A 25249-nucleotide genomic window follows, 5' to 3' on the forward strand; every position below is an offset into this window, starting at 1 on the left:
TGCACCGCCCGGCCTCGCGCCGGGCGGTCGCGAAGCCGGCGCCTTGCCGCAGTGGGAGGAAACCGTCATGAGCAAGCTTCGCGTACGCCATCTGCGCCACGAGGACATCCCCGCGCTGGTCGCCCTGCAGCGCCGCGCCTACCCGCCGCAGATGCCGCCCTGGTCGCGCAGCACCTTCGCACAGCAACTCGAGATATTCCCCCAGGGCCAGATCGTGGCCGAAGCGGACGGCCGCCTGGTCGGCTGCGCCAGTTCGCTGGTGGTGCTGTGGGACGACTGGTGCGAATCGCACACCTGGAAGGAGATCACCGCCGGCGGCAGCTTCGACAACCATAACCCGGAAGGGCGCACGCTCTACGGCGCCGAGGTCTTCGTCGACCCGGAGGTTCGCGGCAAGGGCCTGGGTCATGCGCTCTACGAAGGACGCCGGCGCCTGTGCCGGGCGATGAACCTCAAGCGCATCATCGCCTGCGGCCGCCTGCCGGGCTACCACGAGCATGCGACGCAGATGAGCGCCGAGGACTACGCCAAGCGCGTGGTATGGGGCGACTTCTCCGACCCGGTGCTCGGCTTCCAGCTGCGCGAAGGCTTCCACTATTGCGGCGTGATCGAGGACTACCTGCCCGAAGATCCCGAATCGCGCGGCAACGCCTCGCTGATCGTGTGGCTCAACCCGGCCTACGATCCCGGCCGACCCACCCGCATACCGGAGGAGGACATCCTATGATCGTCAGAATCGCCGCGGTGCAGTACCTGCTGCGCCAGATCCACGACTGGTCCGGCTTCGAGAACCAGGTGCGCTTCGTCATGCAGGCAGCCGGCGACTACCGCCCGCATTTCGTCCTGCTGCCGGAGATCTTCACCACCCAGCTGCTGTCCTTCATGGACACCCGCGAACTGCCCGCCGCGGTGCGCAACATGCACGACTACACCGCGCGCTACATCGAGCTGATGCGCGAGCAGGCGCAGTACTGGCGGGTCTTCCTGATCGGCGGCAGCCACCCCACGCTGCGCGACGGCCAGCTGTACAACACCGCCTACCTGTTCACCCCGGAAGGCGAGGTGTTCGAGCAGGACAAGATCCACCGCACGCGCTGGGAGCGCGAGATGTGGGACACCGCCGCTGGCGACCAGCTGCGCCTGTTCGACACGCCCTACGGCAAGATCGCCATCCTGATCTGCTACGACATCGAGTTCCCGGAACTCTCGCGCATGGTCTGCGAAGCCGGCGCCGACATCCTCTTCGTGCCCTCGTGCACCGACGACCGCCAGGGCTTCCTGCGGGTGCGCTACTGCTGCCACGCGCGCGCCATCGAGAACCAGGTGTACGTCGCCATGACCAGCACCGTGGGCAACCTGCCGGTGCAGGGCCTGGGGGTGCATTACGGCCAGGCCAGCATCATCACCCCGTCGGATTTTCCCTTCTCGCGCGACGGCATCGCCGCCGAAGGCACGCCCAACGTGGAGCAGATCGTCATCGCCGACGTGAACATCGACAACCTCACCCAGAACCGGGTGAACGGCACCACCATCCCGCTGTACGACAAGCGTCACGACGTGTACGACAACGAGGTCGAGCTGATCAGCGCGCGGTGAAGCCATGTCGATGAACTCCTTCCACGCACGCTCCGGGCGGCCGCGCCCTACCGCCGACAAGCACCGCCCGGCAGCGCGCGCAGACGGCATGTTGCGCGCCGACGCCCTGCTGGTGGCGCAGGGCCTGGCCGAATCACGCACCCGCGCCCGCCAGCTGATCGAGGGCGGGCGGGTGGCCTGGGACGGCGGCACGGTCGCCAAGCCGGCGCAGGAACTGCCCGTTTCGGCGCGGCTCACCGTGGCCGCGGACGAAGCCGACCGCTATGTCTCGCGCGGCGGCCTCAAGCTCGCCGGCGCGCTCGCCGCCAGCGGCGTGGCGGTGGCCGGACGGACCTGCCTGGACGTCGGCCAGTCCACCGGCGGCTTCAGCGACTGCCTGCTGCAGGCCGGCGCCGCGCGCGTGGTGGGGATCGAAGTCGGCCACGGCCAGCTCCACCCGCGGCTCGCCGCGGAGCCGCGCTGCATCACCCTGGAAGGCGTCAACGCCCGCCACCTGTCGGCGACAGACCTCGGCGGTCACTGCCCGCCGGACGGCTTCGACCTCATCGTCTGCGACGCCAGCTTCATCTCGCTCACCCTGCTGCTGCCGCAGTGGCCGGCGCTGCTGGCCGCCGGCGGCGACATCCTCGCACTGGTCAAGCCGCAGTTCGAGGTCGGCCCGCAGGGGCTGGCCAAGGGCGGCATCGTGCGCGACGCCCGTCTCTACCGCGAGGTGGAGGACAAACTGCGCGCCGCCGCGCACGACGCCGGGCTGACGGTGTGCGGCTGGTACGATTCACCCATCGCCGGCGGCGACGGCAACCGCGAATTCTTCATCTGGATGCGACACCCCGAACATGCAAGCAACTGAACTCTCCATCGAATTCTTCCCCCCGCAGACCCCCGAGGGCGCCGACAAGCTGCGTGCGGTGCGCGAGCGCCTGGCGGTGCTGCAGCCCGCCTTCTTCTCGGTGACCTACGGCGCCGGCGGCTCCACCCGCGAGCGCACCTTCGCCACCGTGCAGGAGATCGCCGCCGCCGGGCACGAGGCCGCCCCGCACCTGTCCTGCATCGGCTCCAGCCGCGAGCAGCTGCGCGCCATCCTCAAGGAGTACGAAGAGGCCGGCATCCGCCGCATCGTCGCCCTGCGCGGCGACCTGCCCTCGGGCGTGGGCACCGCGGGCGAATTCCGCTACGCCAACGAGCTGGTGGAGTTCATCCGCGCCGAGACCGGCCGGCGCTTCATCCTCGAGGTGGCCGCCTATCCGGAATGGCATCCGCAGGCGAAGAGCCCGCGCGACGACCTGATCGCCTTCCAGCGCAAGGTGGCCGCCGGCGCGGATTCGGCGATCACGCAGTATTTCTACAACCTCGACGCCTACCTGCATTTCGTAGACGAGGCGCGCGCGCTGGGCGTGGACATCCCCATCGTGCCGGGCATCATGCCGATCTCCAGCTTTTCGAAGCTGGCGCGCTTCTCGGACGCCTGCGGCGCCGAGATCCCGCGCTGGATGCGGCGCAAGTTCGAGAGCTTCGGCGACGACTCGGCGTCGATCCGCGAGTTCGGCCTGGACGTGGTCACCGACCTTTGCCAGCGCCTGCTCGACGCCGGCGCGCCCGGCCTGCACTTCTACTGCATGAACCAGGCCGAGCTCACGCTGGCGGTTTGCGAGCGTCTGGGCCTCGGCCCGCAAGCCGAGTGAGCCGCACGGCCGGCTTCAGCCGCGCCGCGCCATCACCAGCACGCCGGCGATGACCAGCGCGGCGCCGGCGATCTGGCTGGCGCCGATGGCCTCGTCGAGCATCAGCCAGCCGAGGAAGATGGTGATCACCGGCCCCAGCGTGCCGGTCAATGACACCGGGCCGGCGCCCAGCCGGCGGATGGCTTCCGACACCAGCCACACCGGCGCCACCGTGGAGAACAGCGCCATCGCCAGCCCCAGGCCGTAAACCGGCCAGGGCTGCACCAGCGCGCCCAGCGGACGCAGCAGCAGAAACTGGGCGATGCAGAACAGGCAGGCGAAGCTGGTGGCGAAGGCGGTCACCCGCATCGACCCGAGCCGGCCGACCACCTCGCCATTGCCCATCAGGTAGAGCGCGTAGGCCAGCGCGCTGCCGAACACCAGCAAGGAGCCGAGCAGCACCGCCCCGGCCTCGCCGGCAATCTTCAGGTCGTGGCCGAGCGCCAGCGCGATACCCAGGTAGCACAGGCCGAGGGCGGCCATCGCGCGGCGGGTGACCGGCTTGCCCAGGAAGAGCGCGGAGAGCACGATCACCAGGGTCGGATAGAGGAAGAGGATGAGCCGCTCCAGCGCCGCGCTGATGTACTGCAGGCCCAGGAAGTCGAGATAGCTCGCCAGGTAGTAGCCGAAGAAGCCCAGGCCGGCCATCCACAGCCAGTCGCGCCCGTCCAGGCGTCGCGCCGCACGCCGGTCGGCCACCACGCCCATCACCAGGAAGAAGGGCAGCGAGATGGCCATGCGCAGGGCGAGCAGGGTCTCGGCATCGACCTCGTACTGGTAGGCGAGCTTGACCAGGATGGCCTTGAACGAGAACCCCACCGCACCGACCAGCGCGAACAGCAAGCCTGCCCGCTTTACCGCCTCGCCCATCATCCACTCCCTACCCCAATCCGGCTGGCATTACGCCACCGGCCGCGGCGCTTGGCAAATGTCCTGTGCGCAAACGCACCATTTTGGGCAATGCGGCGGCATAATCGGGCATTGCCGCCGCATTGGACGCCGCCATGATCGACACTTCCACTGCCAGTGCTCCGCAGTCGGCCCAGGAGCGACTGCGCGATCACTGCCGCAGCGTACTGCTTGCCAGCCTCGAGGCGTTCGCCCGCGGCCTCGGCTTCGTCCAGCAGGAAACGATTGCGGCCTTCCTCGACGAGGCGGCCCGCTGCCACGATGAACTCGCCGGCCTGCACGACCGTCGGGGCTTCGAGCAGGCGCACGGGCTGACCGCATCGCGGATCAGCCTGGTACATGAACACGACCTCGAGTTCACCCTCGAACTCACCGCCCTGGCCCGTCGCCTGCGCGACTATTGCGGTGGCGAACTGAGCCGCCTGCACCTGCGCTACATGACCCTGCTCGGGCAGCGCGACGCCGCAGCCGAACAGACCCCGGTCGGCCCCGAAACCGTTTGCCGCGCGCTGCGCGCGTTGTCGGACGCGGCGGGTTTCGACCCCGAGCAACGTCTGCAATTCCTCGAGCGCTGCGGCGAGCCGCTGGCGCACGCCTTGCGTGCCACCTACCGCGAACTGGGCGCAACGCTGGATGCGGCCGGTGTCGCCCCGTATCGCAACACCCCCCCGGCGCCTGCCCCTGCCGCAAGCTCGGACGGTCGCGCGCATGAGCGGGCGGAGGCCTCGGGCGAAGGCCAGCGGCGCAGCGCGGCTGCCGCCGGCGCCACCGATGACGAGCTCGCCGGCCGCATTGCCGAGCTCGTGCAACCGGCCCATGCCCTGGCCGAGCGCGCCGAGCGGCGCGAACACTCGCTCATCCAGGCCACCGCCCTGATCGAAAGCCTGATGAGCACGGAAACGCCGAACGCGATACGCCAGTTTCTCACCCGTTCGTGGCTGCCGCTGCTCGCCCGCCTGCACTACAACCACGGTAGCGACCACCAGCAATGGCAGATCTGCGGCGAACTGGCCGGACGCCTGGTGCGCAGCGCCCGCCTACCCGCAGACCCGCAGGAGCGCCAGCAATGGGCAAGCGGGCTGCCGGCGCTGGTCAGGAAGCTCACCCAGGGGCTCGTCGCCCTGGGCCTGGACGCCGACGCACGGCAGGCCGCGCTGGCCCCGTGCATGGCCTTGCACGGTGCGCTGATCGCCGGTGAAACCCCTCCAGCCGGCCTGCCGCCGGTGCCGGCCAATGCCACGCTCAGCGCGCCGCTCGGCGCCAACGGCCTGCGCATCCTCAATCACACCGGCTACTCGGCGAGCAGCCCCGCCCCCCATCCGGTCACCGACGCCGCCGCCGGAAGCTGGCTCGCCATCGATCTGCCGGACGGCAGCGCGCTGCATGGATGCATCGCCTGGGTGGGCGCCACCGGACACATGGTCGTGCTTGCCGACCCGGACGCCCCTCAGGTGCTGGTGGCCAGCCGCCGCGCACTCGCCGAGCTGGCGGCAGCCGGGCGCTGCCGCGTGCTGAACGCGGCCTGAAACGCCTTCAGCGCCGACTGCCGCCGAGCAAGGAGCCGAGCAGGCCGCGCACGATCTGCCGGCCGATGGCGCTACCCACCGTACGCGTGACCGTCTTGGCGGCGATCTGCACCAGGCCGTCACGCTTGCCGCCGCGCGGGCCGGTGGAGCCGAACAGCATGTCGCTCAGGCCGCCGCCCGCCGGCGCGGATTCGGCCGGTGCGCCGGCGCGCCCACGCGTCGCGGGCGGTTCCGGCGCCTGCGCGGCGGCCGCCTCGGCCTGCGCGCGCAGGCGTTCGTAGGCCGACTCGCGGTCCAGCGCCTGCTCGTAATGGCCGTAAAGCACCGAGGCGCGGATCGCCGCCTCGCGCTCGGCCTTCTCCAGCGGCCCCATGCGCGAGCTTGGCGCGACCACGGTGGCGCGCTCGACCACCTCTGGACGCCCCTTCTCATCCAGGAAGGAGACCAGCGCCTCGCCCACCCCCAGCTCGGTGATCGCGGTGGCGGCATCGAAGGCCGGGTTGGCGCGCATGGTGCTGGCCGCCGTCTTCACCGCCTTCTGGTCGCGCGGAGTGAAGGCGCGCAGCGCGTGCTGCACGCGGTTGCCGAGCTGGCCGAGCACCGCGTCGGGCACATCGAGCGGGTTCTGGGTGACGAAGTACACCCCCACGCCCTTGGAACGGATCAACCGCACCACCTGCTCGATCTTGTCCACCAGCGCCTTGGGCGCATCGTCGAACAGCAGGTGGGCCTCGTCGAAGAAGAACACCAGCTTGGGCTTGTCCGGGTCGCCCACCTCGGGCAGCTGCTCGAACAGTTCGGCGAGCAGCCACAGCAGGAAGGTGGAGTAGAGCTTGGGCGAGTGGTAGAGGCGGTCGGCAACCAGCACGTTGACCACCCCGCGTCCGTCGGCGTCGGTCTGCATCAGGTCGGCGATGTCGAGCATCGGCTCGCCGAAGAAGACGTCGCCGCCCTGCTCCTCGAGCGCCAGCAGGTTGCGCTGGATGGCGCCGATCGACGCGGCCGAGACGTTGCCGTACTCGGTGGTGAAGGATTTCGCGTTCTCGCCCACGTACTGCACCATCGCGCGCAGGTCCTTGAGGTCGAGCAGCAGCAGGCCGTTGTCGTCGGCGACCCGGAACACCAGCTGCAGCACGCCGGCCTGGGTGTCGTTGAGATTCAGCAGGCGCGCCAGCAAGAGCGGCCCCATGTCCGAGATGGTGGCGCGCACCGGGTGGCCGGCCTCGCCGAACACGTCCCAGAACACCGCGGTATTGGCGCGCGGCGTGAATTCGTCGATGCCGATTGCCGCGAGGCGCTGCATGAGCTTGGGCGAGGCGACGCCCGCCGCGCCGATGCCGGAGAGGTCGCCTTTCACGTCGGCCATGAACACCGGCACGCCGGCGGCGGCAAAGCTCTCGGCGAGTTTCTGCAGGGTCACCGTCTTGCCGGTGCCGGTGGCGCCGGTGATCAGGCCGTGGCGGTTGGCCAGGCGCGGCAGCAGGTGCAGGGTCTTGTCGCCCGCGCGGGCGATCGGCAGGGGTTCGGCCATGGTGGGCTCCTCGTTCGGGGTTCCGGCGCTCAGCGTTCGCCGCAGCGGGCGATGCAGCGCCCGTACTCGTCGTCGCATCCCGCGCCGCGGCAGGCGAACAGCGCATCGCCGCACACGCGCACGCAGGTGTTCCAGGCGTCCTGACCGGCCGGCGGCGCGGCCAGCCGCGGACGCGCGGCGATGCGCGCCTGGCAGGCCGGCAGATCGAACTCGCGCGGCGGGCCGGGCAGCAGCGCCCACTGCTCCGGGGTGAAACGCAGTTCGGCCTGCAGGGCGGCCAGGTCCGCCGCGCTGCGCAGCAGGCCCGAGCGCAGCAGGCTGTCCAGCCCCCAGCAATCCGCGCGCTGCGCTTCCTCGGCCAACAAGGGGCGGTCCAGCGGCAGGGCGAGGTTGTGGCGCGCGCACTCATGCGCATAGAAGAACAGGCGCGCGGTCTGGGAGAGCTCGGGCATCAGGGCCGGGTTGTAGCGGATCACCCGGCGGCCGGCCTCGACATGGGTGCCGGCCACCACCGGCGAGGCCGGATCGGCCACCGACAGCACCGCGCGGCCGCGCGCGTCGGTGCAGCCGTGATAGGAAATCGTCTCCTGCGAGAAGGCCGGCGGCGCGAAGACCACCAGCAGGACCAGGAAGAATCGCGTCAGCGGAGCAGTCATGACCGGAGCCCTCGGGTTTGCACCCGGCGAGCATACCACCGGCGCGCCCCTGTCCGGCCACCATGCCCGGCCTGTATAATGCCGGCCTCTCTCAAACCAACCGGCAGCATCGAGGGCATTCCATGGCTGGTCATTCCAAGTGGGCCAACATCCAGCACCGCAAGGGGCGTCAGGACGCCAAGCGCGGCAAGATCTTCACCCGGCTGATCAAGGAAATCACCGTCGCCGCCAAGATGGGCGGCGGTGACGCGAGCGCCAACCCGCGCCTGCGCCTGGCCATCGACAAGGCCAAGGCCGAGTCCATGCCCAAGGACAACATCGAGAACGCCATCAAGCGCGGCACCGGTCAGCTCGAGGGCGTGACCTACGAGGAAGGCCGCTACGAGGGCTACGGCATCGGCGGCGCGGCGGTGATGGTCGACTGCCTCACCGACAACAAGACCCGCACCGTGGCCGACGTGCGCCACGCCTTCTCCAAGTACGGCGGCAACATGGGCACGGACGGCTGCGTGGCCTTCCAGTTCAAGCACTGCGGCCAGCTGATGTTCGCCCCCGGCACGGATGAAGACGCGCTGATGGAAGCGGCGCTGGAAGCCGGCGCCGAGGACGTGGTGAGCGACGAGGACGGCTCCATCGAAGTCATCACCGGCCCGTGGGAGTTCACCGCGGTCAAGGAGGCGCTGGAAGCCGCCGGCTTCACCGCCGAGTTCGGCGAAGTCAGCATGAAGCCGCTCAACGAGACCGTGCTCACCGGCGACGAGGCCGCGCGCATGCAGAAGCTGCTCGACGCGCTCGAATCGCTGGACGACGTGCAGGAGGTGTATACCTCCGCCGTGCTGGAAGAGTAAGCCGGGCGAATCGCGGCCAAGGCCGCTCCTACAGGTCGACGGTAGGAGCGGGCTTGCCCGCGATACGGCCGTTCGGCTGCACACCCCCGACGGGCCGCCCCACGCGGCCCGTTTGCTTTCCCACCCCCCAGCTGTACCGGCCGATCGACGTGTCGCTGTGCCTTCTCCGCCCACCGCCCGAAAGGGCACCATGCGCGCATGAATCCACCCCGCACCGCCCTGCTCAGCGCCGCCGCACCGCTGCTCTTCGTCCTGCTGTGGAGCACCGGCTTCATCGGCGCCAAGTTCGGCCTGCCCTACGCCGAGCCGCTGACTTTCCTGTCCACCCGCTACGTGCTGGTGATCGGCCTGATGCTGCTCGTCGTGCTGGCCACCCGCGCGCCCTGGCCCAAGCGCCCGCAGGACTTCTTCCATATCGGCCTCTCCGGCCTGTTGCTGCACGCCTGCTATCTGGGCGGCGTGTTCGTCGCCATCGACCGCGGCCTGCCGGCCGGGGTCACCGCGCTGGTGGTCGGCATGCAGCCGCTGCTCACCGCGCTCGGCGCCGGCTGGCTGCTCGGCGAGCGGGTCAGCGCGCGCCAGTGGGCGGGGCTGGCGCTGGGCTTTGCCGGCGTGGCGCTGGTGGTCGGCGACAAGGCCGGCACCGGCGGCGCGGACCTGGCCGGGCTGTGGCACGCGCTGCTGCCGGCCCTGGTGGCACTGGTCGCGATCACCGGCGGCACGCTGTACCAGAAGCGCTTCTGCCCGCGCTTCGACCTGCGCACCGGCTCGGTGATCCAGTTCGTCCCCACGCTGGCGGTGTCCGCACTCGCCGCCAGCCAGACCGAGACCATGCAGATCGACTGGCAGGGCGAGTTCGTATTCGCCCTGCTGTGGCTGGTGCTGGTCCTTTCGCTGGGTGCGATCAGCCTGCTCAACATCCTGATCCGCAACGGCAGCGCGGTGAACGTGGCCAGCCTGTTCTACCTCACCCCGCCGACCACCGCGCTGATCGCCTGGGCGATGTTCGGCGAGACCCTCGCGCCGCCGGCCTTGGCCGGCATGGTGGTGGCGGTGGGCGGCGTGTGGCTGGCACGCAAGGGCTAGAATCGGACTTTTCCGCACCGGAGCGCAGGCCATGGAACTGTCCACCACCCCGACCCTGGAAGGCCGCCCGATCCGCAAGTACCTGGGCGTGGTCACCGGCGAAGCGATCATCGGCGCGAACATCTTCAAGGACATGTTCGCCTCCATCCGCAATATCGTCGGCGGGCGTGCCGGCGCCTATGAGCGCTCGCTGGCCGATGCGCGCCAGGTGGCGATGGACGAGATGGCCGAGCAGGCCGCGCGCCTGGGCGCGACCGCAGTGGTCGGCATCGACATCGACTACGAAGTGCTGGGCGCCGACAACGGCATGCTGATGGTGTGCGTCAGCGGCACCGCGGTGGTGACCGCTTGAACGCACCCACGGCCTCCGGCGTGGTCGCCACCCGCATCCTGGGGCTGGACCCCGGGCTGCGCATCACCGGCTTCGGCCTCATCGACCGCCTCGGCAGCCAGCTGCGCTACGTGGCCAGCGGCACCATCCGCACCGCCGACGGCGAACTGCCCGGGCGGCTGCGCACCCTGCTCGACGGCGTGCGCGAGGTGATCCAGACCTACACCCCCGACCAGGTCGCGGTGGAGAAGGTGTTCGTGAACGTGAACCCGCAATCCACCCTGTTGCTCGGCCAGGCGCGCGGCGCGGTGATCTGCGGCGCGGTGAGCTGCGACCTGCCGGTGGCCGAATACACCGCGCTGCAGGTCAAGCAGTCGGTGGTCGGCTACGGCAAGGCCGACAAGGAACAGGTGCAGCACATGGTGCAGCGCCTGCTCGCGCTGCCCGCCCTCGCCGGCCCGGACGCCTCGGATGCGCTGGCCTGCGCCATCTGCCACGCGCACGGTGCCGCGGGGCTGGGCGCGCTGGCCGGCAGCGGCACGCGGCGGCGCGGCGGGCGGCTGATTCCCGGGCAGGGCGAACGCTTTCCGCGCTGAGGCGGTCCACCCGGTCATCGCCCCGCGGAGTCCGGCCATGTCAGTGCGCACCCCCATCCTCGCTCCCGCGCTCGCCGTCCTGCTCGCCGGCGGCCCGGCCGGCGCCGCCGAACCGGTCAATGCCGGCCAGCCCACCGCCTTCTTCGCCGAGGATGCGCCCGCCACGCTGTACCGCTTCGAGGCGCGCATCCACATCGACGAAGCCAGCCTGGACAGCGGCGTGGTGCGCACCCACACCTGCCACTACAACCTCGATCCGATCGACCGCGTGGACATTGTCTTCGCCGCCGACCGCGTGCAGGCGCCCAGGGTGGTGAGTCACCAGGGCATCGGCGCGGTGCATGCCGGCGCCCACGAGGTACGCCTGGAGCGGGTGACCCGCGGCGCGAGCATCTGCATCGACCTGCAGTCGCGGTCGCTGGAGCGCGAGGCCGCCGGCTGGGTGCTGCGCGGCGGCCCGCTGCAGCGCCGCTTCCTGGACAGCTTCCACCCGATGGCGGTGCACGGCACGGTGGTGCTCGAAACGCCCCGGCTGCGCTTCGCGGCCATGGAGCCGGCCGCACGCCCGGGCTGGGAGATCACTGCCGGACCGCAGGAGGTGGCCTATCGTGGACACGTGGCCGGCCTGCTGCGCACCGCGATCCATTTCGATGAGGCCCAGGCCTTCGCCATGCGCCGGGAAACCGACTGAGCGCCACGGAACGCCGGCACTGCCGCCTTGTCATCCTTCAGTTCGCCCGAACACCGCAGACCAACAACAAGGAGAGACCACGATGAAAGACACCGCCGACTTCGACAGCCTGCTGCCCGCCGCGCGCATGGACCGGCGCGGCTTCGTCGCCACGCTCGGCGCCACCGGCTTCGCCCTGGCCGTCCAGCCGGTGATGGCCCAGAGCGTCATCACCACCCCGGCCGAAGGCCTGGACCAGGGCAACGCGAGCGTCCCCTCCGGCGGCGACACCCTGCCGGTCTACTATGCCCGGCCGGCCGCCAAGAGCGGCTTGCCGGTGGTGCTGGTGGTGCAGGAGATCTTCGGCGTGCACGAGCACATCCGCGACGTGTGCCGCCGCCTCGCCCACCTCGGATATCTGGCGATCGCGCCCGAACTGTATTTCCGCCAGGGCGATCCGTCCGCGCTCGGCAGCGTCGGCGAGATCCTCTCCGGCATCGTCTCCAAGGTGCCCGATGCGCAGGTCATGGCCGACCTCGACGCCTGCGCGGCCTGGGCCGGCGGCCAGGGCGGCGACCCGGCCCGCCTCGGCATCACCGGTTTCTGCTGGGGCGGGCGGGTCACCTGGCTGTATGCCGCCCACAATCCCGGACTCAAGGCCGGCGTGGCCTGGTACGGGCGCATCGATGGCGCCCCCGGCGAACTCACCCCCCGGCACCCGATCGACGTGGCCGACGCCTTGAACGCGCCGGTGCTCGGCCTCTACGGCGGACAGGACCAGGGCATCCCGCTGGACGACGTGGAGATGATGCGCGAGGCCCTGAAAAAGGCCGGCAGCACCAGCGAGATCGTGGTCTATCCGGACGCCCCGCACGCCTTCCACGCCGACTATCGGCCGAGCTACCGCAAGACCGAGGCGGAGGACGGCTGGCAGCGGCTCACCGCCTGGTTCACCCGCCACCTCGGCTAGCGCCGCCCCGCTTCCCTCGATGCCGTGCCCGCCGGAGCGCCCAGAATGGGGCGGTCCGGCGGGCCTGTGCGCGATTGATCTGTACCAAAGTACAAGCGCGGCCCTGCGACTAAAGTTGCACCGCAATATCGTCGTATACTCATCCGAGGCAAGCGCCCTCACCGACCTCGGGCCGATCAGGGCGCTTTTTCTCGGCTAACCGCACAGAGTGACACCCTCATGAAAACCATCTTCCTGGTCGATGATTCCGCAACCATCCTGCTGAGCATCTCCGGCATCCTGAGCAAGGCGGGCTATGGCGTGGAGAAGGCCGGCAACGCACAGGAAGCGATGAAGAAGTTCCAGGCCGGGGTCAAGGTGGACCTGCTGATCACCGACCTCAACATGCCCGGCATGAACGGCATCGAGTTCATCAAGGAAGTCCGCAAGCTGCCGGGCTACCGCTTCATGCCCATCCTCTTCCTCACCACCGAATCGCAGCAGTCGAAGAAGGCCGAGGCCAAGGCCGCCGGCGCCTCCGGCTGGATCGTCAAGCCGGCCTCGGCCGACGAGCTGCTCAACACCATCAAGCTGGTCATGCGCTGACCCGCACGGGAATAGAACCATGGACTTCAATGCCCTCCTCCGCCGCTCAATACTGGTCGCCACCGTGGTTGCGCTGGGGGCGGGCACCACGGTCTTCTTCCTCAACGAATGGTTCCACGAGGACTTCCTCGCCGGGCTCAACATCGCCCAGCCGCTGGGCGATGCGGTCGGCACCGTGCTCATCGTCGCGGTGGCCACGCTGGCCCAGCGCCTGGTGTCGCTGGCCTTCTTCCGCGACCACATGTTCGGCCTGACCTCGGTGCAGGAGAGGATGGAGTTCTCCTCGCGCAACGTGGTCGCGGTCAACGAGGAAGTCTCCAAGGAACTGCGCACGGTGCCGACCTACAACGGCGTGCTGCGCGACCAGCTCGACAGCGTGATCCAGCAGACCGAGCAGGCGGCCTACGACATCACCAGCCGGCTGCAGGCGATCGACGAAGTCGTCAGCCGTCTCAACGGCTTCGTCGCCGAAAGCTCGTCGGCCTCCAACCAGCTGGCCGAGCACTCGGAAGAGAACATCGAGCACAACCAGCGCCTGATCGGCGAGATGCGCGAATACATCGAGGCCCGCATCGCCGAGGCCCAGGCCGACCAGGAGCGCGTGGCGCAGGTGGTCGGCGAGGCGCGTTCGCTGGAGTCGCTGACCAAGCTGATCAAGGACATCGCCGCGCAGACCAACCTGCTGGCACTCAACGCCGCCATCGAAGCGGCCCGCGCCGGCGAGGCGGGGCGCGGCTTCGCGGTGGTGGCCGACGAGGTGCGCAAGCTCTCGGCGGAAACCGAAAAGGCGGTGCTGGCGATCAACCAGGGCATCCAGGGCGTGGCCACCACCATCGAGGTGCAGCTGCAGGAGAAGCTCTCGGCCATCAACCTCGACCGCGAGAAGGCCGCACTCGGCCAGTTCGCCGACCAGCTGGTGCAACTCGGCGGCAGCTACGAGGAGATCCTCCGCCACCAGGCCACGGTGATCGACACCGTGCGCGGCAGCAGCGAGGAACTGGCGGTCATGTTCATGGATACCATGGCCAGCGTGCAGTTCCAGGACGTCACCCGCCAGCAGATCGAGCACACCGCCCAGGCCCTGCAGCGCCTGGACGAACACCTGGCCGGCCTGGCCGAGCGCCTGGTCCAGGCCGAGAACCCGGACTTCAAGTACGTTCCGCTGGCCGAACACCTGGAGCAGCTGTACTCCCAGTACGTCATGGAAAGCCAGCGCAGCACCCACAAGCACAGTCTGCACCAGAAGGACGAACCGGCTGGCGGCAGTCCCAAGATAGAACTGTTCTGACCGCCGCACCGCCCTGGGGAGGGTCGATGAGCAAGAAGAAAAGCACCGTCCAGCGCCTCGCGATCGTCGAGGACATGACCATCTACAACGCCATGATGCAGAAGCAGTCCCTGGTCGAGGCGCTGGCTGCCTGCGACGAACTGGAACTGGACCTGTCCACCGTGGCCGAGATCGACACCGCCGGCTTCCAGCTGCTGGTGCTGGTCAAGCGCGAGGCCGCGCGCCTGGGCAAGCAGGCCCGCATCGTGGCGCACAGCCAGGCCGTCAGCGAAGTGGTCGATTTCTTCAACATGGCAGCCCACTTCGGCGATCCGATGCTGGTGCCCGCACAGGAGGCGCGCTGAACGATGGATGAGATCACCTCCGTCTTCGTCACCGAGAGCCGCGAGCAGCTAGAGGCCATGGAGGCCGCGCTGCTGCAACTCGAGGACAGCCCCGACGACGCCGACATCCTCGGCGCGGTGTTCCGCGCCGCACACACCATCAAGGGCGGCGCCGGCGTCATCGAATGCGGCTTCCTGGTCGCCTTCACCCACGTGGTGGAAAGCGCGCTGGACAAGCTGCGCAACGGCGAGATTGCCGCGAATACCGACCTGATCGCCCTGCTGCTGGCCTGCTCGGACCACATGGGCAACCTGATCGGCGTGCTCGAATCCGGCGCCGACGCGCCCGATGCCGACCTGCAGGCCGAAGGCGACGGCCTGCTCGCCCGCCTGCAGCGCGACTGGCTGTCGGGCGCCGGCGCCGCTCAGGACAGCGGCCACGCGCCGCCGGCACCGAAGTCCGAGGAAGTGCTGGCCAGCGGCGGCGGCGTGGTGGAGACCGATTGCTGGCACATCTCGCTGCGCTTCGGCCCGGACGTGCTGAAGAACGGCATGGACCCGCTGTCCTTCCTGCGCTACCTCGGCACCCTGGGGCGCATCGAGCGCATCGAAACCCTGGCCGACGCCATGCCGCCGGCCGACGAGATGGACCCGGAGTCCTGCTACCTGGGCTTCGAGATCAGCTTCGCCTCGGACGCCGACAAGGCCGCCATCGAGCGGGTGTTCGACTTCGTACGCGACGACTGCACCCTGCACATCCTGCCGCCGCGCAGCCGCCTGGCCGACTACATGCAGCTGATGATGGCGCTGCCGGAAGACCCGATGCGCCTGGGCGAGATCCTGGTGCGCATCGGCGCGCTGACCCAGGCCGAACTGGACGAAGGCCTGCGCGCGCAAAGCGGCACCGGCGAGCCCGCCGAAGGCGGCGAAGCGGCGGCGCCCGCCCCGCTGGGCGAGATCCTCATCGAGCAGAAGGTGGTGCAGCCCGAGCTGGTCGAGGCCGCGGTGGTCAAGCAGAAGCAGGTCAGCGACAAGAAGGCCGCCGAAGCGCGCCTGATCCGCATCCAGGCCGACAAGCTCGACCGCCTGATCGACCTGGTCGGCGAGCTGGTGATCGCCGGCGCCAGCGTGAACCTGCTCGCCAGCCGCGCCGGCCAGGCCGACCTGACCGAGGCCACCTCCATCGTCAGCCGCCTGGTGGAGAGCATCCGCGACTCCGCGCTGCAACTGCGCATGGTGCAGATCGGCGAGACCTTCAACCGCTTCAACCGGGTGGTGCGCGACGTCTCCAAGGAGCTCGGCAAGGACATCGAGCTGGTCATCTCCGGCGGCGACACCGAGCTCGACAAGTCGGTGGTGGAGAAGATCGGCGACCCGCTGATGCACCTGGTGCGCAACGCCATCGACCACGGCATCGAGCCGCCGGAAGTACGCGCCGAGCGCGGCAAGGACCCGCGCGGCCGGCTGGAGCTCAACGCCTTTCACGACTCGGGCAGCATCGTCATCGAGATCGTGGACGACGGCGGCGGCCTGAACCGCGAGAAGATCACCCGCAAGGCCATCGAGCGCGGCATCATCGCCAGCGGCCAGAGCCTGTCCGACAACGAAATCTACGGCCTCATCTTCGAGGCCGGCTTCTCCACCGCCGAGCAAGTCTCCAACCTGTCCGGGCGCGGCGTGGGCATGGACGTGGTCAAGCGCAACATCCAGAGCCTGCGCGGCCGCGTCGAGGTGAGTTCGCAGGAAGGCGAGGGCACGCGCTTCTCGATCCGCCTGCCGCTGACCCTGGCGATCATCGACGGCTTCCTGGTCGGCGCCGGCGAGGCGAGCTACGTGGTGCCGCTCGACATGGTGGTGGAGTGCATGGAACTGCAAGCCGAGGCCACCGACCGCAACTACCTCAACCTGCGCGGCGAGGTCCTGCCCTTCATCCGCCTGCGCGAGCTGTTCGAGATCTCCGGGGAGCGTCCCCGGCGCGAGAACGTGGTGGTGGTCAAATCCGCCGGACAGAAGGCCGGCATCGTGGTCGACGACCTGCTGGGCGAGTTCCAGACCGTCATCAAACCGCTCGGCCACCTGTTCCGCAACCTACGCGGCATCGGTGGATCCACCATCCTCGGCAGCGGCGAGGTGGCCTTGATCCTCGACGTGCAGGCGCTGACCCAACTGGCAGCCAGGGGCGAGGAAGCCACGCTGTCCCACAACCAGACCGGGCGCAACAGCCTGGCTAACTAACCGATACCTGATCGACCGACGCTTCGCTACAAGGGGTTCTCTGTGCTCAACAATCTCAAGATCGGCATACGTCTCGCCATCGCCTTCGCCTTCGTGGTCGTACTCATGTGCGTCATGGCGGTGGTCAGCATCGCCCGCATCGGCGGACTGGCCGAAGAGGTCGACCTGATGGTCGCCGACCGCTACCAGAAGACGGTGTGGGCCAACAACGTCCTGGACGAGCTGAACCTCGTGGCGCGCGCCACGCGCAACGCCATCCTGGTGCCCACGCGCACCGAATCCGAGCGCGAGATGGCGCGCATTCCGCAGTCCTCGGCACGCATCACCGAGAACATCGACAAGCTGCGCAGCACCATCACCTCGCCCGAAGGCATTGCGCTGCTGCGCACGGTCGAGTCCACCCGCGCCGCCTACGTCACCGAGCTCGGCAACCTGCGCCGCCTGATCGAGGCCGACAATCGCGAGGGCGCCACCGCGCTGCTCACCGGCGAGATGCGCAAGGCGCAGGGCGCCTACATGGACAGCATTGCGGCCCTCATCGCCTACCAGGGCGATCTGATGGAAGACAGCGGCAAGCAGGCCCTGGAAACCGCCGAAGGCTCGCGCCTGCTGATGATCGTGCTCTCGGCGGCTGCCATCTCCCTGGCCCTGGTCTTCGCCTTCCTGATCGCCCGCTCCATCACCCGCCCGCTCGCCCAGGCCGTATCCGCGGCCAACGCGCTGGCCGACGGCGATCTCACTGTGCGGATCGACTCCTCATCGCGCGACGAGGTCGGCCAGCTGCTCACCGCCATGCGCGACATGGTCGGCAAGCTGTCGCAGATCATCGGCGAGGTGCGCGGCGCGGCCGACAACCTGTCCTCGGCCTCGGAAGAGGTCTCGGCCACCGCCCAGTCGCTCTCGCAAGGCGCTTCCGAGCAGGCCGCCAGCGTCGAGGAGATCTCCGCCACCCTGGAGCAGACCACCGCCAGCGTGCACCAGAACACCGAGAACGCCCGTGTCACCGACGGCATCGCCGCCAAGGCCGCCACCGAGGCCGCCGATGGCGGCACCGCGGTGCGCGAGACCGTCGATGCGATGAAGTCCATCGCCGACAAGATCGGCATCATCGACGACATCGCCTACCAGACCAACCTGCTGGCGCTCAACGCCGCCATCGAGGCCGCCCGCGCCGGCGAGCACGGCAAGGGCTTCGCGGTGGTCGCCGCCGAGGTGCGCAAGCTGGCCGAACGCAGCCAGGTCGCCGCCCAGGAGATCGGCGAGCTGGCCGGCTCCAGCGTCAAGCTGGCCGAGAAGGCCGGCCACCTGCTCGACGAGATGGTGCCCTCCATCCGCAAGACCTCCGACCTGGTCCAGGAGATCGCCTCGGCTTCCGAGGAGCAGGCCGGCGGCGTCACCCAGATCAACCAGGCCGTCGGCCAGCTGAGCCAGGCCACCCAGCAGAACGCCTCGGCCTCCGAGGAGCTCGCCGCCACCGCCGAGGAAATGGGCTCGCAGGCCGAACAGCTGCAGTCGCTGATGCAGTTCTTCCAGGTCAGCGAAGGTCCGGCCGGCGGCATGCGACGCTCGCACACCGCCCCGCCTGCCGTACCCGCCCCCTCGCGCAAGCCGGCAGCCGCCAAGCCCGCCCGCAAGCCCTCGCCCGCCCCGGCCGCCACGGTGGACGAGCAGGATTTCGAACGCTTCTGAAGGACTTCGCTCATGGGACAAGTCGTCGCGCAGAAAACCTCCCCGCTCGCCATCGCCGCGGGTGACCAGGGTTCGCAGCAATACCTCACCTTCACGCTGAACGCCGAGGTGTTCGCCATCGGCATCCTCAACATCAAGGAGATCATCGAGTACGGCACGCTCACCGAGATCCCGATGATGCCGGCCTTCATCCGCGGGGTGATCAACCTGCGCGGCGCGGTGGTGCCGGTGGTCGACCTGTCGGCCCGCTTCGGCGGCAAGCAGACCACGGTGGCGCGGCGCACCTGCATCGTCATCGTGGAGATGAGCCAGATGGTCGAAGATGCCGAAATCCGCCAGGACATCGGCATCGTCGTCGACAGCGTCAACGAAGTGCTGGAAATCCCCCCCGGCGAAATCGAACCGCCGCCCGCCTTCGGCGCGCGCATCCGCGCCGACTTCATCCAGGGCATGGGCAAGGTGGCCGGCAAATTCGTCATCATCCTCAACATCGACCGCGTGCTGTCGGTCGACGAGATGGCCCAGCTGGCCGCCGTCGGCGGTCGCCTGCAGGCCGACGGCGAGGAGCACGGCGCCTGAGCCGCCCGCTACTGCGAACGACCTACCAAGATCTTCACGGAGTCCGGACCATGCTCGACAACGTCACCATCAAGGCCCGCCTGATCGGCGTGCTCTCCTTCCTCTCGCTGCTGCTGCTGGTGATCGGCGTGCAGGGCCTGATGACCACCCGGCAGAGCAACGAGTCCTTGGCCACGGTCTACAACGACCGCCTGATCCCCACCGGCCAGCTCGCCAACATCAACAACTACATGCAGGACAACATCCGCCAGCTGCAGCTCGCCGGCATGCACGATCCGCGCATGGAGGAAAGCCGCCTGCACAGTCACGCGATCGGCATGCACCTCGACGCGGTTACCGCCAACATCGGCAAGATCAGTGAGATCTGGGACGCCTACATGTCCACCTATCTCACCCCCGAGGAGGCTGCCCTGGCCAAGGAGTTCGCCGAAGAGCGCCGCGCCTTCGTCGAGGAAGGCCTGCGGCCGGCCGCGCAGCTCTATGGCGAAGGACGTTACGCCGAGGCCAACACCCACATGGTGACCCGTGTCGGCCCGCTGTACGCGGAGGCCAAGGAAGTCGCCGAGAAGCTGCTGCAACTGCAGGTCGATGTCGCCCGCCAGGAGTACGACACCGCGGTCGCCGCCTTCGAGCGCAGCCTGGCGATCGCCATCGCCACCATCGCCGTGGGCGTGCTGCTCGCCGCGGGACTGGGCTTCTGGATCGTGCGCAGCCTGTTCAGCCAGCTTGGCGGCGAGCCGCGCTACGTATCGCAGATCGTCAACCGCGTGGCCGAGGGCGACTTCACCGTGCAGGTCGACACCCGTCCCAGGGATACCGGCAGCGCGCTGTACGCGATCAAGGGCATGGTGGAACAGCTGTCGCAGATCATCGGCGAGGTGCGCAGCGCGGCCGACAACCTGTCCTCGGCCTCGGAAGAGGTCTCGGCCACCGCCCAGTCGCTGTCGCAAGGCGCTTCCGAGCAGGCCGCCAGCGTCGAGGAAATCTCCGCCACCCTGGAGCAGACCACCGCCAGCGTGCACCAGAACACCGAGAACGCCCGCGTCACCGACGGCATCGCCGCCAAGGCCGCCACCGAGGCCGCCGATGGCGGCACCGCGGTGCGCGAGACCGTCGATGCGATGAAGTCCATCGCCGACAAGATCGGCATCATCGACGACATCGCCTACCAGACCAACCTGCTGGCGCTCAACGCCGCCATCGAGGCCGCCCGCGCCGGCGAGCACGGCAAGGGCTTCGCGGTGGTCGCCGCCGAGGTGCGCAAGCTGGCCGAACGCAGCCAGGTCGCCGCCCAGGAGATCGGCGAGCTGGCCGGCTCCAGCGTCAAGCTGGCCGAGAAGGCCGGCCACCTGCTCGACGAGATGGTGCCCTCCATCCGCAAGACCTCCGACCTGGTCCAGGAGATCGCCTCGGCTTCCGAGGAGCAGGCCGGCGGCGTCACCCAGATCAACCAGGCCGTCGGCCAGCTGAGCCAGGCCACCCAGCAGAACGCCTCGGCCTCCGAGGAGCTCGCCGCCACCGCCGAGGAAATGGGCTCGCAGGCCGAACAGCTGCAGTCGCTGATGCACTTCTTCCACATCGACGAAGGCCGCCCCGGCGCCGGCATGAGCGCCGCGCCGCGCGTGCCGGCCGCCGCACCGCGGAACACGCAGCGCGCCGAAGCGGCACCGCCGTCGTCCCGCCCGGCCAGCGCTTCGCGCACCAAGCCTGCAGCGGCGCGCACCACGGGCAAGCCACTGCCCAAGGTGACCACCGCGGCGCTGGACGAAGAAGCCTTCGAACGTTTCTGACCCTGTGCGGGGGCCATCCGCGTCCCCGCCGCCAACCGGATCGCTCATGGAGCAACACACCGCCAGCAGCATCAGCGACCAGGACTTCGCCCGCTTCCAGTCCCTGCTCTACAAGATCGCCGGCATCTACCTGGCCCCGTCCAAGAAGGTGCTGCTGGTCGGCCGGCTCGCCAAGCGCCTGCGCGCGCTCAACCTCGCCAGCTTCGCCGACTACTACCGCCTGGTGACGGCCGCCGAGCACGGCCAGGAACTGCAGACCATGGTGGATCTGCTGACCACCAACGAGACCTATTTCTTCCGCGAACCCAAGCATTTCGACTTCCTGCGCGACGAGATCATCGCCCGGCGCCCGCGCGGCGGCAGCTTCGAGGTGTGGAGCGCGGCCTGCTCCAGCGGCGAGGAGCCCTACACCCTGGCCATGGTGCTGGCCGAGGCGCTCGGCGAAGCGCAATGGAAGATCACCGCCTCCGACATTTCCACCCAGGTGCTGGAGCGCGCGCGGCGCGGCCACTACCCGCTGGAACGCAGTCGCGGCATCCCCCAGGCCCTGCTCAAGAAATACTGCCTGAAGGGCGTGCGCGAACAGGCCGGCACCTTCCTAATCTCCCGCGAACTGCGCAGCCGGGTCAGCTTCATGCAGGTGAACCTGATCGAACCGCCGCCCGCGCTCGGTCCCTTCGACGTGATCTTCCTGCGCAACGTGATGATCTATTTCGACCAGGAGACCAAGCGCAAGGTGGTCGGCAACCTGATCACCCGCCTGAAGCCCGGGGGCTGGTTCATCGTCGGCCACTCGGAGACGCTCAACGGCATCGTCGAACCCGAGCAGCTCGCCGGGGTGCGCCCCACCATCTACCGCAAGCCCTGATGGCCGAACTGGAGATCTATCTCGGCATCGGCGACCTGCACTTCTGTGAGGCGCCGGCGCGCATCCGCACCGTGCTGGGCTCCTGCGTGTCCATCACGCTGTGGCACCCGGCCCGCCGGGTGGGCGGCATGTGCCACTTCATGCTGCCCACGCGCAACCGCCGCGGCGACCAGCCGCTGGACGGACGCTACGCGGACGAGGCGATGGCGCTGTTCGACCGCCAGATCGCCCGTCACCACACCCGCCACGCCGACTACCGCGCCAAGGTCTTCGGCGGCGGCAACATGTTTCCCACCCGCCCGCAACCGGTACAGAGCCTGGACGTCGGGCGGCGCAACATCGACATCGCCCACCGCCTGCTGGCCGAGCGGGGCATCCCGATCGTGGCCGAACACCTGGGTGGCGACGGCCACCGCAAGCTGGTGTTCGACGTCTCCAGCGGCGACGCCTGGCTGGCTTTCCAGGATCTCGGCGATGTGCACAGGAGAAAAAGCGAGTGAGTGCGATACGCGTGATGATCGTGGACGATTCGGCCGTGGTGCGCCAGGTGGTGCGCCAGGCCCTGTCCGCCGACCCCGGCATCGAGGTGATCAGCGCGGCCTCCGACCCGCTGTTCGCCCTGGAGCACATGAAGCGCCAGTGGCCGGACGTGATCGTGCTCGACATCGAGATGCCGCGCATGGACGGGCTCACCTTCCTGCGCAAGCTGATGGCCGAGCACCCCACCCCGGTGGTCATCTGCTCCTCGCTGGCGGCCAGCGGCTCGGATGCGGCGATGAACGCGCTGGCCGCCGGCGCGGTGTCCATCATCACCAAGCCGACCTCCGGCCTCAAGCAGTTCCTGGAGGACAGCTCCAACGACATCGTGCAGGCGGTCAAGGCCGCCGCGCGCGCCAACATCCGCCGTCTAGCCCGCCCCGCCGCCGGCACGCCTGCCGCCGCGCCGCGCCCGCGCCTGAGCGCCGACGCGGTGATCCCCGCCACACCCGCAGGCGGGCTGGGCAGCGGCGCCGGCATGGTGCGCACCACCGAGCGCTTCGTCGCCATCGGCACCTCGACCGGCGGCACCCAGGCGCTGGAGGCGGTGCTCACCCGCCTGCCGGCGGTGGCGCCGCCCATCGTCATCGTGCAGCACATGCCCGAGCGCTTCACCGCGATGTTCGCCGAACGGCTCAACGGCCTGTGCGCCATCGAAGTACGCGAAGCGCGCCACGGCGACCGCATCACCCCGGGCCGTGCGCTCATCGCCCCCGGCGGCAAGCACATGATGGTCACGCGCAGCGGCGCGCAATACACGGTGGAGGTGGTGGACGGCCCGCTGGTCAATCGCCACCGGCCGTCGGTGGACGTGCTGTTCCGCTCCTGCGCCAAGTTCGCCGGGCGCAACGCCACCGGCATCATCATGACCGGCATGGGCGACGACGGCGCGCGCGGGCTCAGGGAGATGCACGACACCGGCGCCACCACCTACGCCGAGGACGAATCCACCTGCGTGGTCTTCGGCATGCCCAAGGAAGCGATCCGCCTGGGCGGGGTCGATCACGTGCTGCCGCTCGACCGCATCCCCGAGGCGATCATGCAGTCGGTGCGCGGCTGAACCCGGCAGGAACGTGGTGCGCGGCCGGTGGCGCGCACCGTGGCCGCGATGCGGTGTGCACGAAGGCGAAAATCCGCATCGCGGGCAAGCCCGCTCCTACCGCCTGCGTTCAGCGCGCCCGCCAACGGCCCTGCACGTGCAAGCCTCCGCCCGCGTCCGGGCGCACCACCAAGGCCTCGCCCATGGCGGTGAACTCGCCGGTCAGCGCCGTGATGTTCGCCTGATGCGTTACCCAGACCCAGTTGCCGTCCGCCGGCACGCCGGCCGCCGCGTCCAGCATGCGTGTGCGGCGTGCCTCACGCTCGCCCGCGCGGCCGAACAAGGAATCGAGCACCGGCCAGGCTTCGACCTCGTGCCACGCCCCGAAGGCCAACGCTGCGGTCTCCAGGCAACGGCACCAGCGGCTGCTGCGCACCGCTGCAATCGGCACGCCGGCCGCGCGCAGGGCCTCGCCCATGCGGCGCGCGTCCTCGCGCCCGGCCTCCGACAAGTTGCGCTGGGTGCTGCAGTCGTCCACCCGAAAGTCCGCCGGATCGCCGATGCCCGGTTCGGTGGCGGCATGGCGGATCAGCACGATGTTGCCGCCGCTGCGCATGCTGGCGAGCAACCGGGCGTCGTCCGCGCGCACGATGCCCACGCCCGCCCACAGGCCGAACATGATGCCCGCCATCCACGCCAGTGCCGTCGCAATCGTCCTCAGCCACGTCCGCATGCCTGCCCCCGCGGGGGTTCCGATGCGGGTTGGACGCACGCCCGGCGCCGGCGTTCCGGGCAAGAAAAAACCGGCCAGCGGCCGGTCTTTCGGTGTGCGCGGCGCGCGGCTCAGGCAGCCGGCATGCCCGCGGCGTCGAACATGCCTTCGAACAGCGCGGAGCTGAGGTAGCGCTCGCCCGAATCCGGCAGGATCACCACGATGGTCTTGCCCGCGTGCTCCGGCCGGCGCGCCAGACGCGCCGCCACCGCCACCGCCGCGCCGCAGGAGATGCCCGACAGGATGCCCTCCTCGCGCGCCAGGCGGCGGGCGTAGTCGATGGCCTCCTCATTGCTCACCTGCTCCACCGCGTCGACCAGCGACAGGTCCAGCACCTGCGGCACGAAGCCCGCGCCGATGCCCTGGATCTTGTGCGGCGCCGGCTTGAGCGCCTCGCCGGCGAGCTTCTGGGTGAGCACCGGGCTGGCGCTCGGCTCCACCGCCACCGACAGCACCGCCTTGCCGCGGCCCTGCTTCAGGTAGCGCGACACGCCGGTGATGGTGCCGCCGGTGCCCACGCCGGCCACGAAGATATCCACCTTGCCCTCGGTGCCCTCCCAGATCTCCGGGCCGGTGGTGGCCTCGTGGATGGCGGGGTTGGCCGGGTTGCTGAACTGCTGCAGCAGCACGTAGCGACCCGGGTCGGAGGCGACGATCTCCTCGGCCTTGGCGATCGCCCCGCTCATGCCCTTGGCGCCTTCGGTCAGCACCAACTTGGCGCCGAAGGCGAGCAGCAGCTTGCGCCGCTCGACGCTCATGGTTTCCGGCATGGTCAGGGTGAGCGGGATGCCGCGCGCGGCGGCGACGAAGGCCAGCGCGATGCCGGTGTTGCCGCTGGTCGGCTCGACGATCTCCTTGCCCGGGCCGAGCAGGCCGCGCTTCTCGGCGTCCCACACCATGGCTGCACCGATGCGGCACTTGACCGAGTAGGCCGGGTTGCGCCCCTCGATCTTGGCCAGCACCGTGGCGCCGGCGCCGTCGAGGATGCGGTTGAGACGGACCAGGGGCGTGCGGCCGATGGACTCTGCGTTGTCGGCGTACCAGTTGGACATGGGATCTCCTCTTGCAGCGGTTCGTGAACGAAGCCGGCCGCGGGCGGCCGAC

The 25249-nt window shown here is 69.5% G+C and carries 26 protein-coding genes; 21 read left to right on the forward strand and 5 right to left on the reverse strand.

What is annotated here, in order from left to right:
* Positions 1-67 precede the first annotated feature (67 nt).
* Genes IAI53_RS10270 through metF form a run of 4 tightly spaced genes read left to right on the forward strand, consistent with a single transcriptional unit; the run spans position 68 to position 3278 of the window.
* Entirely contained in the window at positions 68-727 is a 660-nt protein-coding gene (locus IAI53_RS10270; RefSeq protein ID WP_187718114.1) for a GNAT family N-acetyltransferase, read from the forward strand.
* Positions 724-1596 carry a carbon-nitrogen hydrolase family protein gene (locus IAI53_RS10275; RefSeq protein WP_187718115.1) on the forward strand — a complete coding sequence of 291 codons (873 nt, stop codon included), beginning with the start codon at positions 724-726 and terminating at the stop codon, positions 1594-1596. Before IAI53_RS10270 ends, IAI53_RS10275 begins: the two co-directional genes overlap by 4 nt.
* Positions 1597-1600: 4 nt before the next feature.
* Entirely contained in the window at positions 1601-2446 is an 846-nt protein-coding gene (locus IAI53_RS10280) for a TlyA family RNA methyltransferase (protein ID WP_187718116.1), read from the forward strand.
* Positions 2433-3278 carry a methylenetetrahydrofolate reductase [NAD(P)H] gene (gene metF, locus IAI53_RS10285; protein ID WP_187718117.1) on the forward strand — a complete coding sequence of 282 codons (846 nt, stop codon included), beginning with the start codon at positions 2433-2435 and terminating at the stop codon, positions 3276-3278. The genes IAI53_RS10280 and metF overlap by 14 nt, the downstream gene beginning before the upstream one ends.
* Before the next feature lie 15 nt (positions 3279-3293).
* Here metF and IAI53_RS10290 read toward each other — a convergent pair whose 3' ends face one another.
* A complete protein-coding gene (locus IAI53_RS10290; RefSeq protein WP_187718118.1) occupies positions 3294-4187 on the reverse strand; it encodes a DMT family transporter in 894 nt (297 codons plus the stop codon).
* 134 nt (positions 4188-4321) lie between these two features.
* Between IAI53_RS10290 and IAI53_RS10295 the strand changes: the two genes are divergently transcribed.
* Entirely contained in the window at positions 4322-5752 is a 1431-nt protein-coding gene (locus tag IAI53_RS10295; RefSeq protein ID WP_187718119.1) for a DUF1631 family protein, read from the forward strand.
* Positions 5753-5759: 7 nt separating this feature from the next.
* Here IAI53_RS10295 and IAI53_RS10300 read toward each other — a convergent pair whose 3' ends face one another.
* Positions 5760-7283, reverse strand: a complete 1524-nt coding sequence (locus IAI53_RS10300) for a helicase HerA-like domain-containing protein (protein WP_187718120.1) — start codon at positions 7281-7283, stop codon at positions 5760-5762.
* Between the two features lie 29 nt (positions 7284-7312).
* Positions 7313-7939 carry a hypothetical protein gene (locus tag IAI53_RS10305; protein ID WP_187718121.1) on the reverse strand — a complete coding sequence of 209 codons (627 nt, stop codon included), beginning with the start codon at positions 7937-7939 and terminating at the stop codon, positions 7313-7315.
* Positions 7940-8061: 122 nt separating this feature from the next.
* Between IAI53_RS10305 and IAI53_RS10310 the strand changes: the two genes are divergently transcribed.
* The 16 genes from IAI53_RS10310 (at position 8062) to IAI53_RS10385 (ending at position 23394) form a co-directional block, all read left to right on the forward strand.
* The gene (locus IAI53_RS10310) at positions 8062-8787 is read left to right on the forward strand and encodes a YebC/PmpR family DNA-binding transcriptional regulator (RefSeq protein ID WP_187718122.1); all 726 of its coding nucleotides are present in this window, start codon (positions 8062-8064) and stop codon (positions 8785-8787) included.
* Positions 8788-8985: 198 nt separating this feature from the next.
* Positions 8986-9873, forward strand: a complete 888-nt coding sequence (locus IAI53_RS10315; protein ID WP_187718123.1) for a DMT family transporter — start codon at positions 8986-8988, stop codon at positions 9871-9873.
* Between the two features lie 31 nt (positions 9874-9904).
* Complete coding sequence (locus tag IAI53_RS10320; RefSeq protein WP_187718124.1) at positions 9905-10225, forward strand: heavy metal-binding domain-containing protein; 321 nt, start codon at positions 9905-9907, stop codon at positions 10223-10225.
* Positions 10222-10800: a crossover junction endodeoxyribonuclease RuvC gene (gene ruvC, locus IAI53_RS10325; protein WP_187718125.1), complete on the forward strand. Its 579-nt coding sequence runs from the start codon at positions 10222-10224 to the stop codon at positions 10798-10800. Before IAI53_RS10320 ends, ruvC begins: the two co-directional genes overlap by 4 nt.
* A 37-nt stretch (positions 10801-10837) precedes the next feature.
* A complete protein-coding gene (locus IAI53_RS10330) occupies positions 10838-11491 on the forward strand; it encodes a hypothetical protein (protein WP_187718126.1) in 654 nt (217 codons plus the stop codon).
* A gap of 82 nt (positions 11492-11573) precedes the next feature.
* Positions 11574-12440, forward strand: coding sequence for a dienelactone hydrolase family protein (locus IAI53_RS10335; RefSeq protein ID WP_187718127.1), 867 nt, complete (start codon positions 11574-11576; stop codon positions 12438-12440).
* Between the two features lie 219 nt (positions 12441-12659).
* Positions 12660-13025 carry a response regulator gene (locus tag IAI53_RS10340; protein WP_187718128.1) on the forward strand — a complete coding sequence of 122 codons (366 nt, stop codon included), beginning with the start codon at positions 12660-12662 and terminating at the stop codon, positions 13023-13025.
* Between the two features lie 19 nt (positions 13026-13044).
* Positions 13045-14313: a methyl-accepting chemotaxis protein gene (locus IAI53_RS10345; protein WP_187718129.1), complete on the forward strand. Its 1269-nt coding sequence runs from the start codon at positions 13045-13047 to the stop codon at positions 14311-14313.
* A gap of 26 nt (positions 14314-14339) precedes the next feature.
* Positions 14340-14657 (forward strand): STAS domain-containing protein, encoded by a 318-nt coding sequence (locus IAI53_RS10350; protein ID WP_187718130.1) that lies wholly within the window; start codon positions 14340-14342, stop codon positions 14655-14657.
* Positions 14658-14660: 3 nt separating this feature from the next.
* Complete coding sequence (locus IAI53_RS10355; protein ID WP_187718131.1) at positions 14661-16871, forward strand: chemotaxis protein CheA; 2211 nt, start codon at positions 14661-14663, stop codon at positions 16869-16871.
* A gap of 42 nt (positions 16872-16913) precedes the next feature.
* Entirely contained in the window at positions 16914-18560 is a 1647-nt protein-coding gene (locus tag IAI53_RS10360) for a methyl-accepting chemotaxis protein (RefSeq protein ID WP_187718132.1), read from the forward strand.
* 12 nt (positions 18561-18572) lie between these two features.
* Positions 18573-19139, forward strand: a complete 567-nt coding sequence (locus tag IAI53_RS10365; protein WP_187718133.1) for a chemotaxis protein CheW — start codon at positions 18573-18575, stop codon at positions 19137-19139.
* A 50-nt stretch (positions 19140-19189) separates the two neighbouring features.
* The gene (locus IAI53_RS10370; protein WP_187718134.1) at positions 19190-20929 is read left to right on the forward strand and encodes a methyl-accepting chemotaxis protein; all 1740 of its coding nucleotides are present in this window, start codon (positions 19190-19192) and stop codon (positions 20927-20929) included.
* 46 nt (positions 20930-20975) lie between these two features.
* Positions 20976-21797, forward strand: a complete 822-nt coding sequence (locus IAI53_RS10375; RefSeq protein ID WP_187718135.1) for a CheR family methyltransferase — start codon at positions 20976-20978, stop codon at positions 21795-21797.
* Positions 21797-22297: a chemotaxis protein CheD gene (locus IAI53_RS10380; protein ID WP_187718136.1), complete on the forward strand. Its 501-nt coding sequence runs from the start codon at positions 21797-21799 to the stop codon at positions 22295-22297. The genes IAI53_RS10375 and IAI53_RS10380 overlap by 1 nt, the downstream gene beginning before the upstream one ends.
* Positions 22298-22311: 14 nt before the next feature.
* Positions 22312-23394, forward strand: coding sequence for a protein-glutamate methylesterase/protein-glutamine glutaminase (locus IAI53_RS10385; protein WP_222948339.1), 1083 nt, complete (start codon positions 22312-22314; stop codon positions 23392-23394).
* A 109-nt stretch (positions 23395-23503) separates the two neighbouring features.
* Here the strand turns inward: IAI53_RS10385 and IAI53_RS10390 are convergent, their stop codons facing one another.
* Both IAI53_RS10390 and cysK read right to left on the reverse strand, forming a co-directional pair.
* Entirely contained in the window at positions 23504-24106 is a 603-nt protein-coding gene (locus IAI53_RS10390; protein WP_225433296.1) for a histidine phosphatase family protein, read from the reverse strand.
* A 110-nt stretch (positions 24107-24216) separates the two neighbouring features.
* Positions 24217-25197 carry a cysteine synthase A gene (cysK, locus tag IAI53_RS10395; RefSeq protein ID WP_187718138.1) on the reverse strand — a complete coding sequence of 327 codons (981 nt, stop codon included), beginning with the start codon at positions 25195-25197 and terminating at the stop codon, positions 24217-24219.
* Positions 25198-25249 lie beyond the last annotated feature (52 nt).

Source organism: Thauera sedimentorum (assembly GCF_014489115.1).
Taxonomy (GTDB): Bacteria; Pseudomonadota; Gammaproteobacteria; order Burkholderiales; family Rhodocyclaceae; genus Pseudothauera; species Pseudothauera sedimentorum.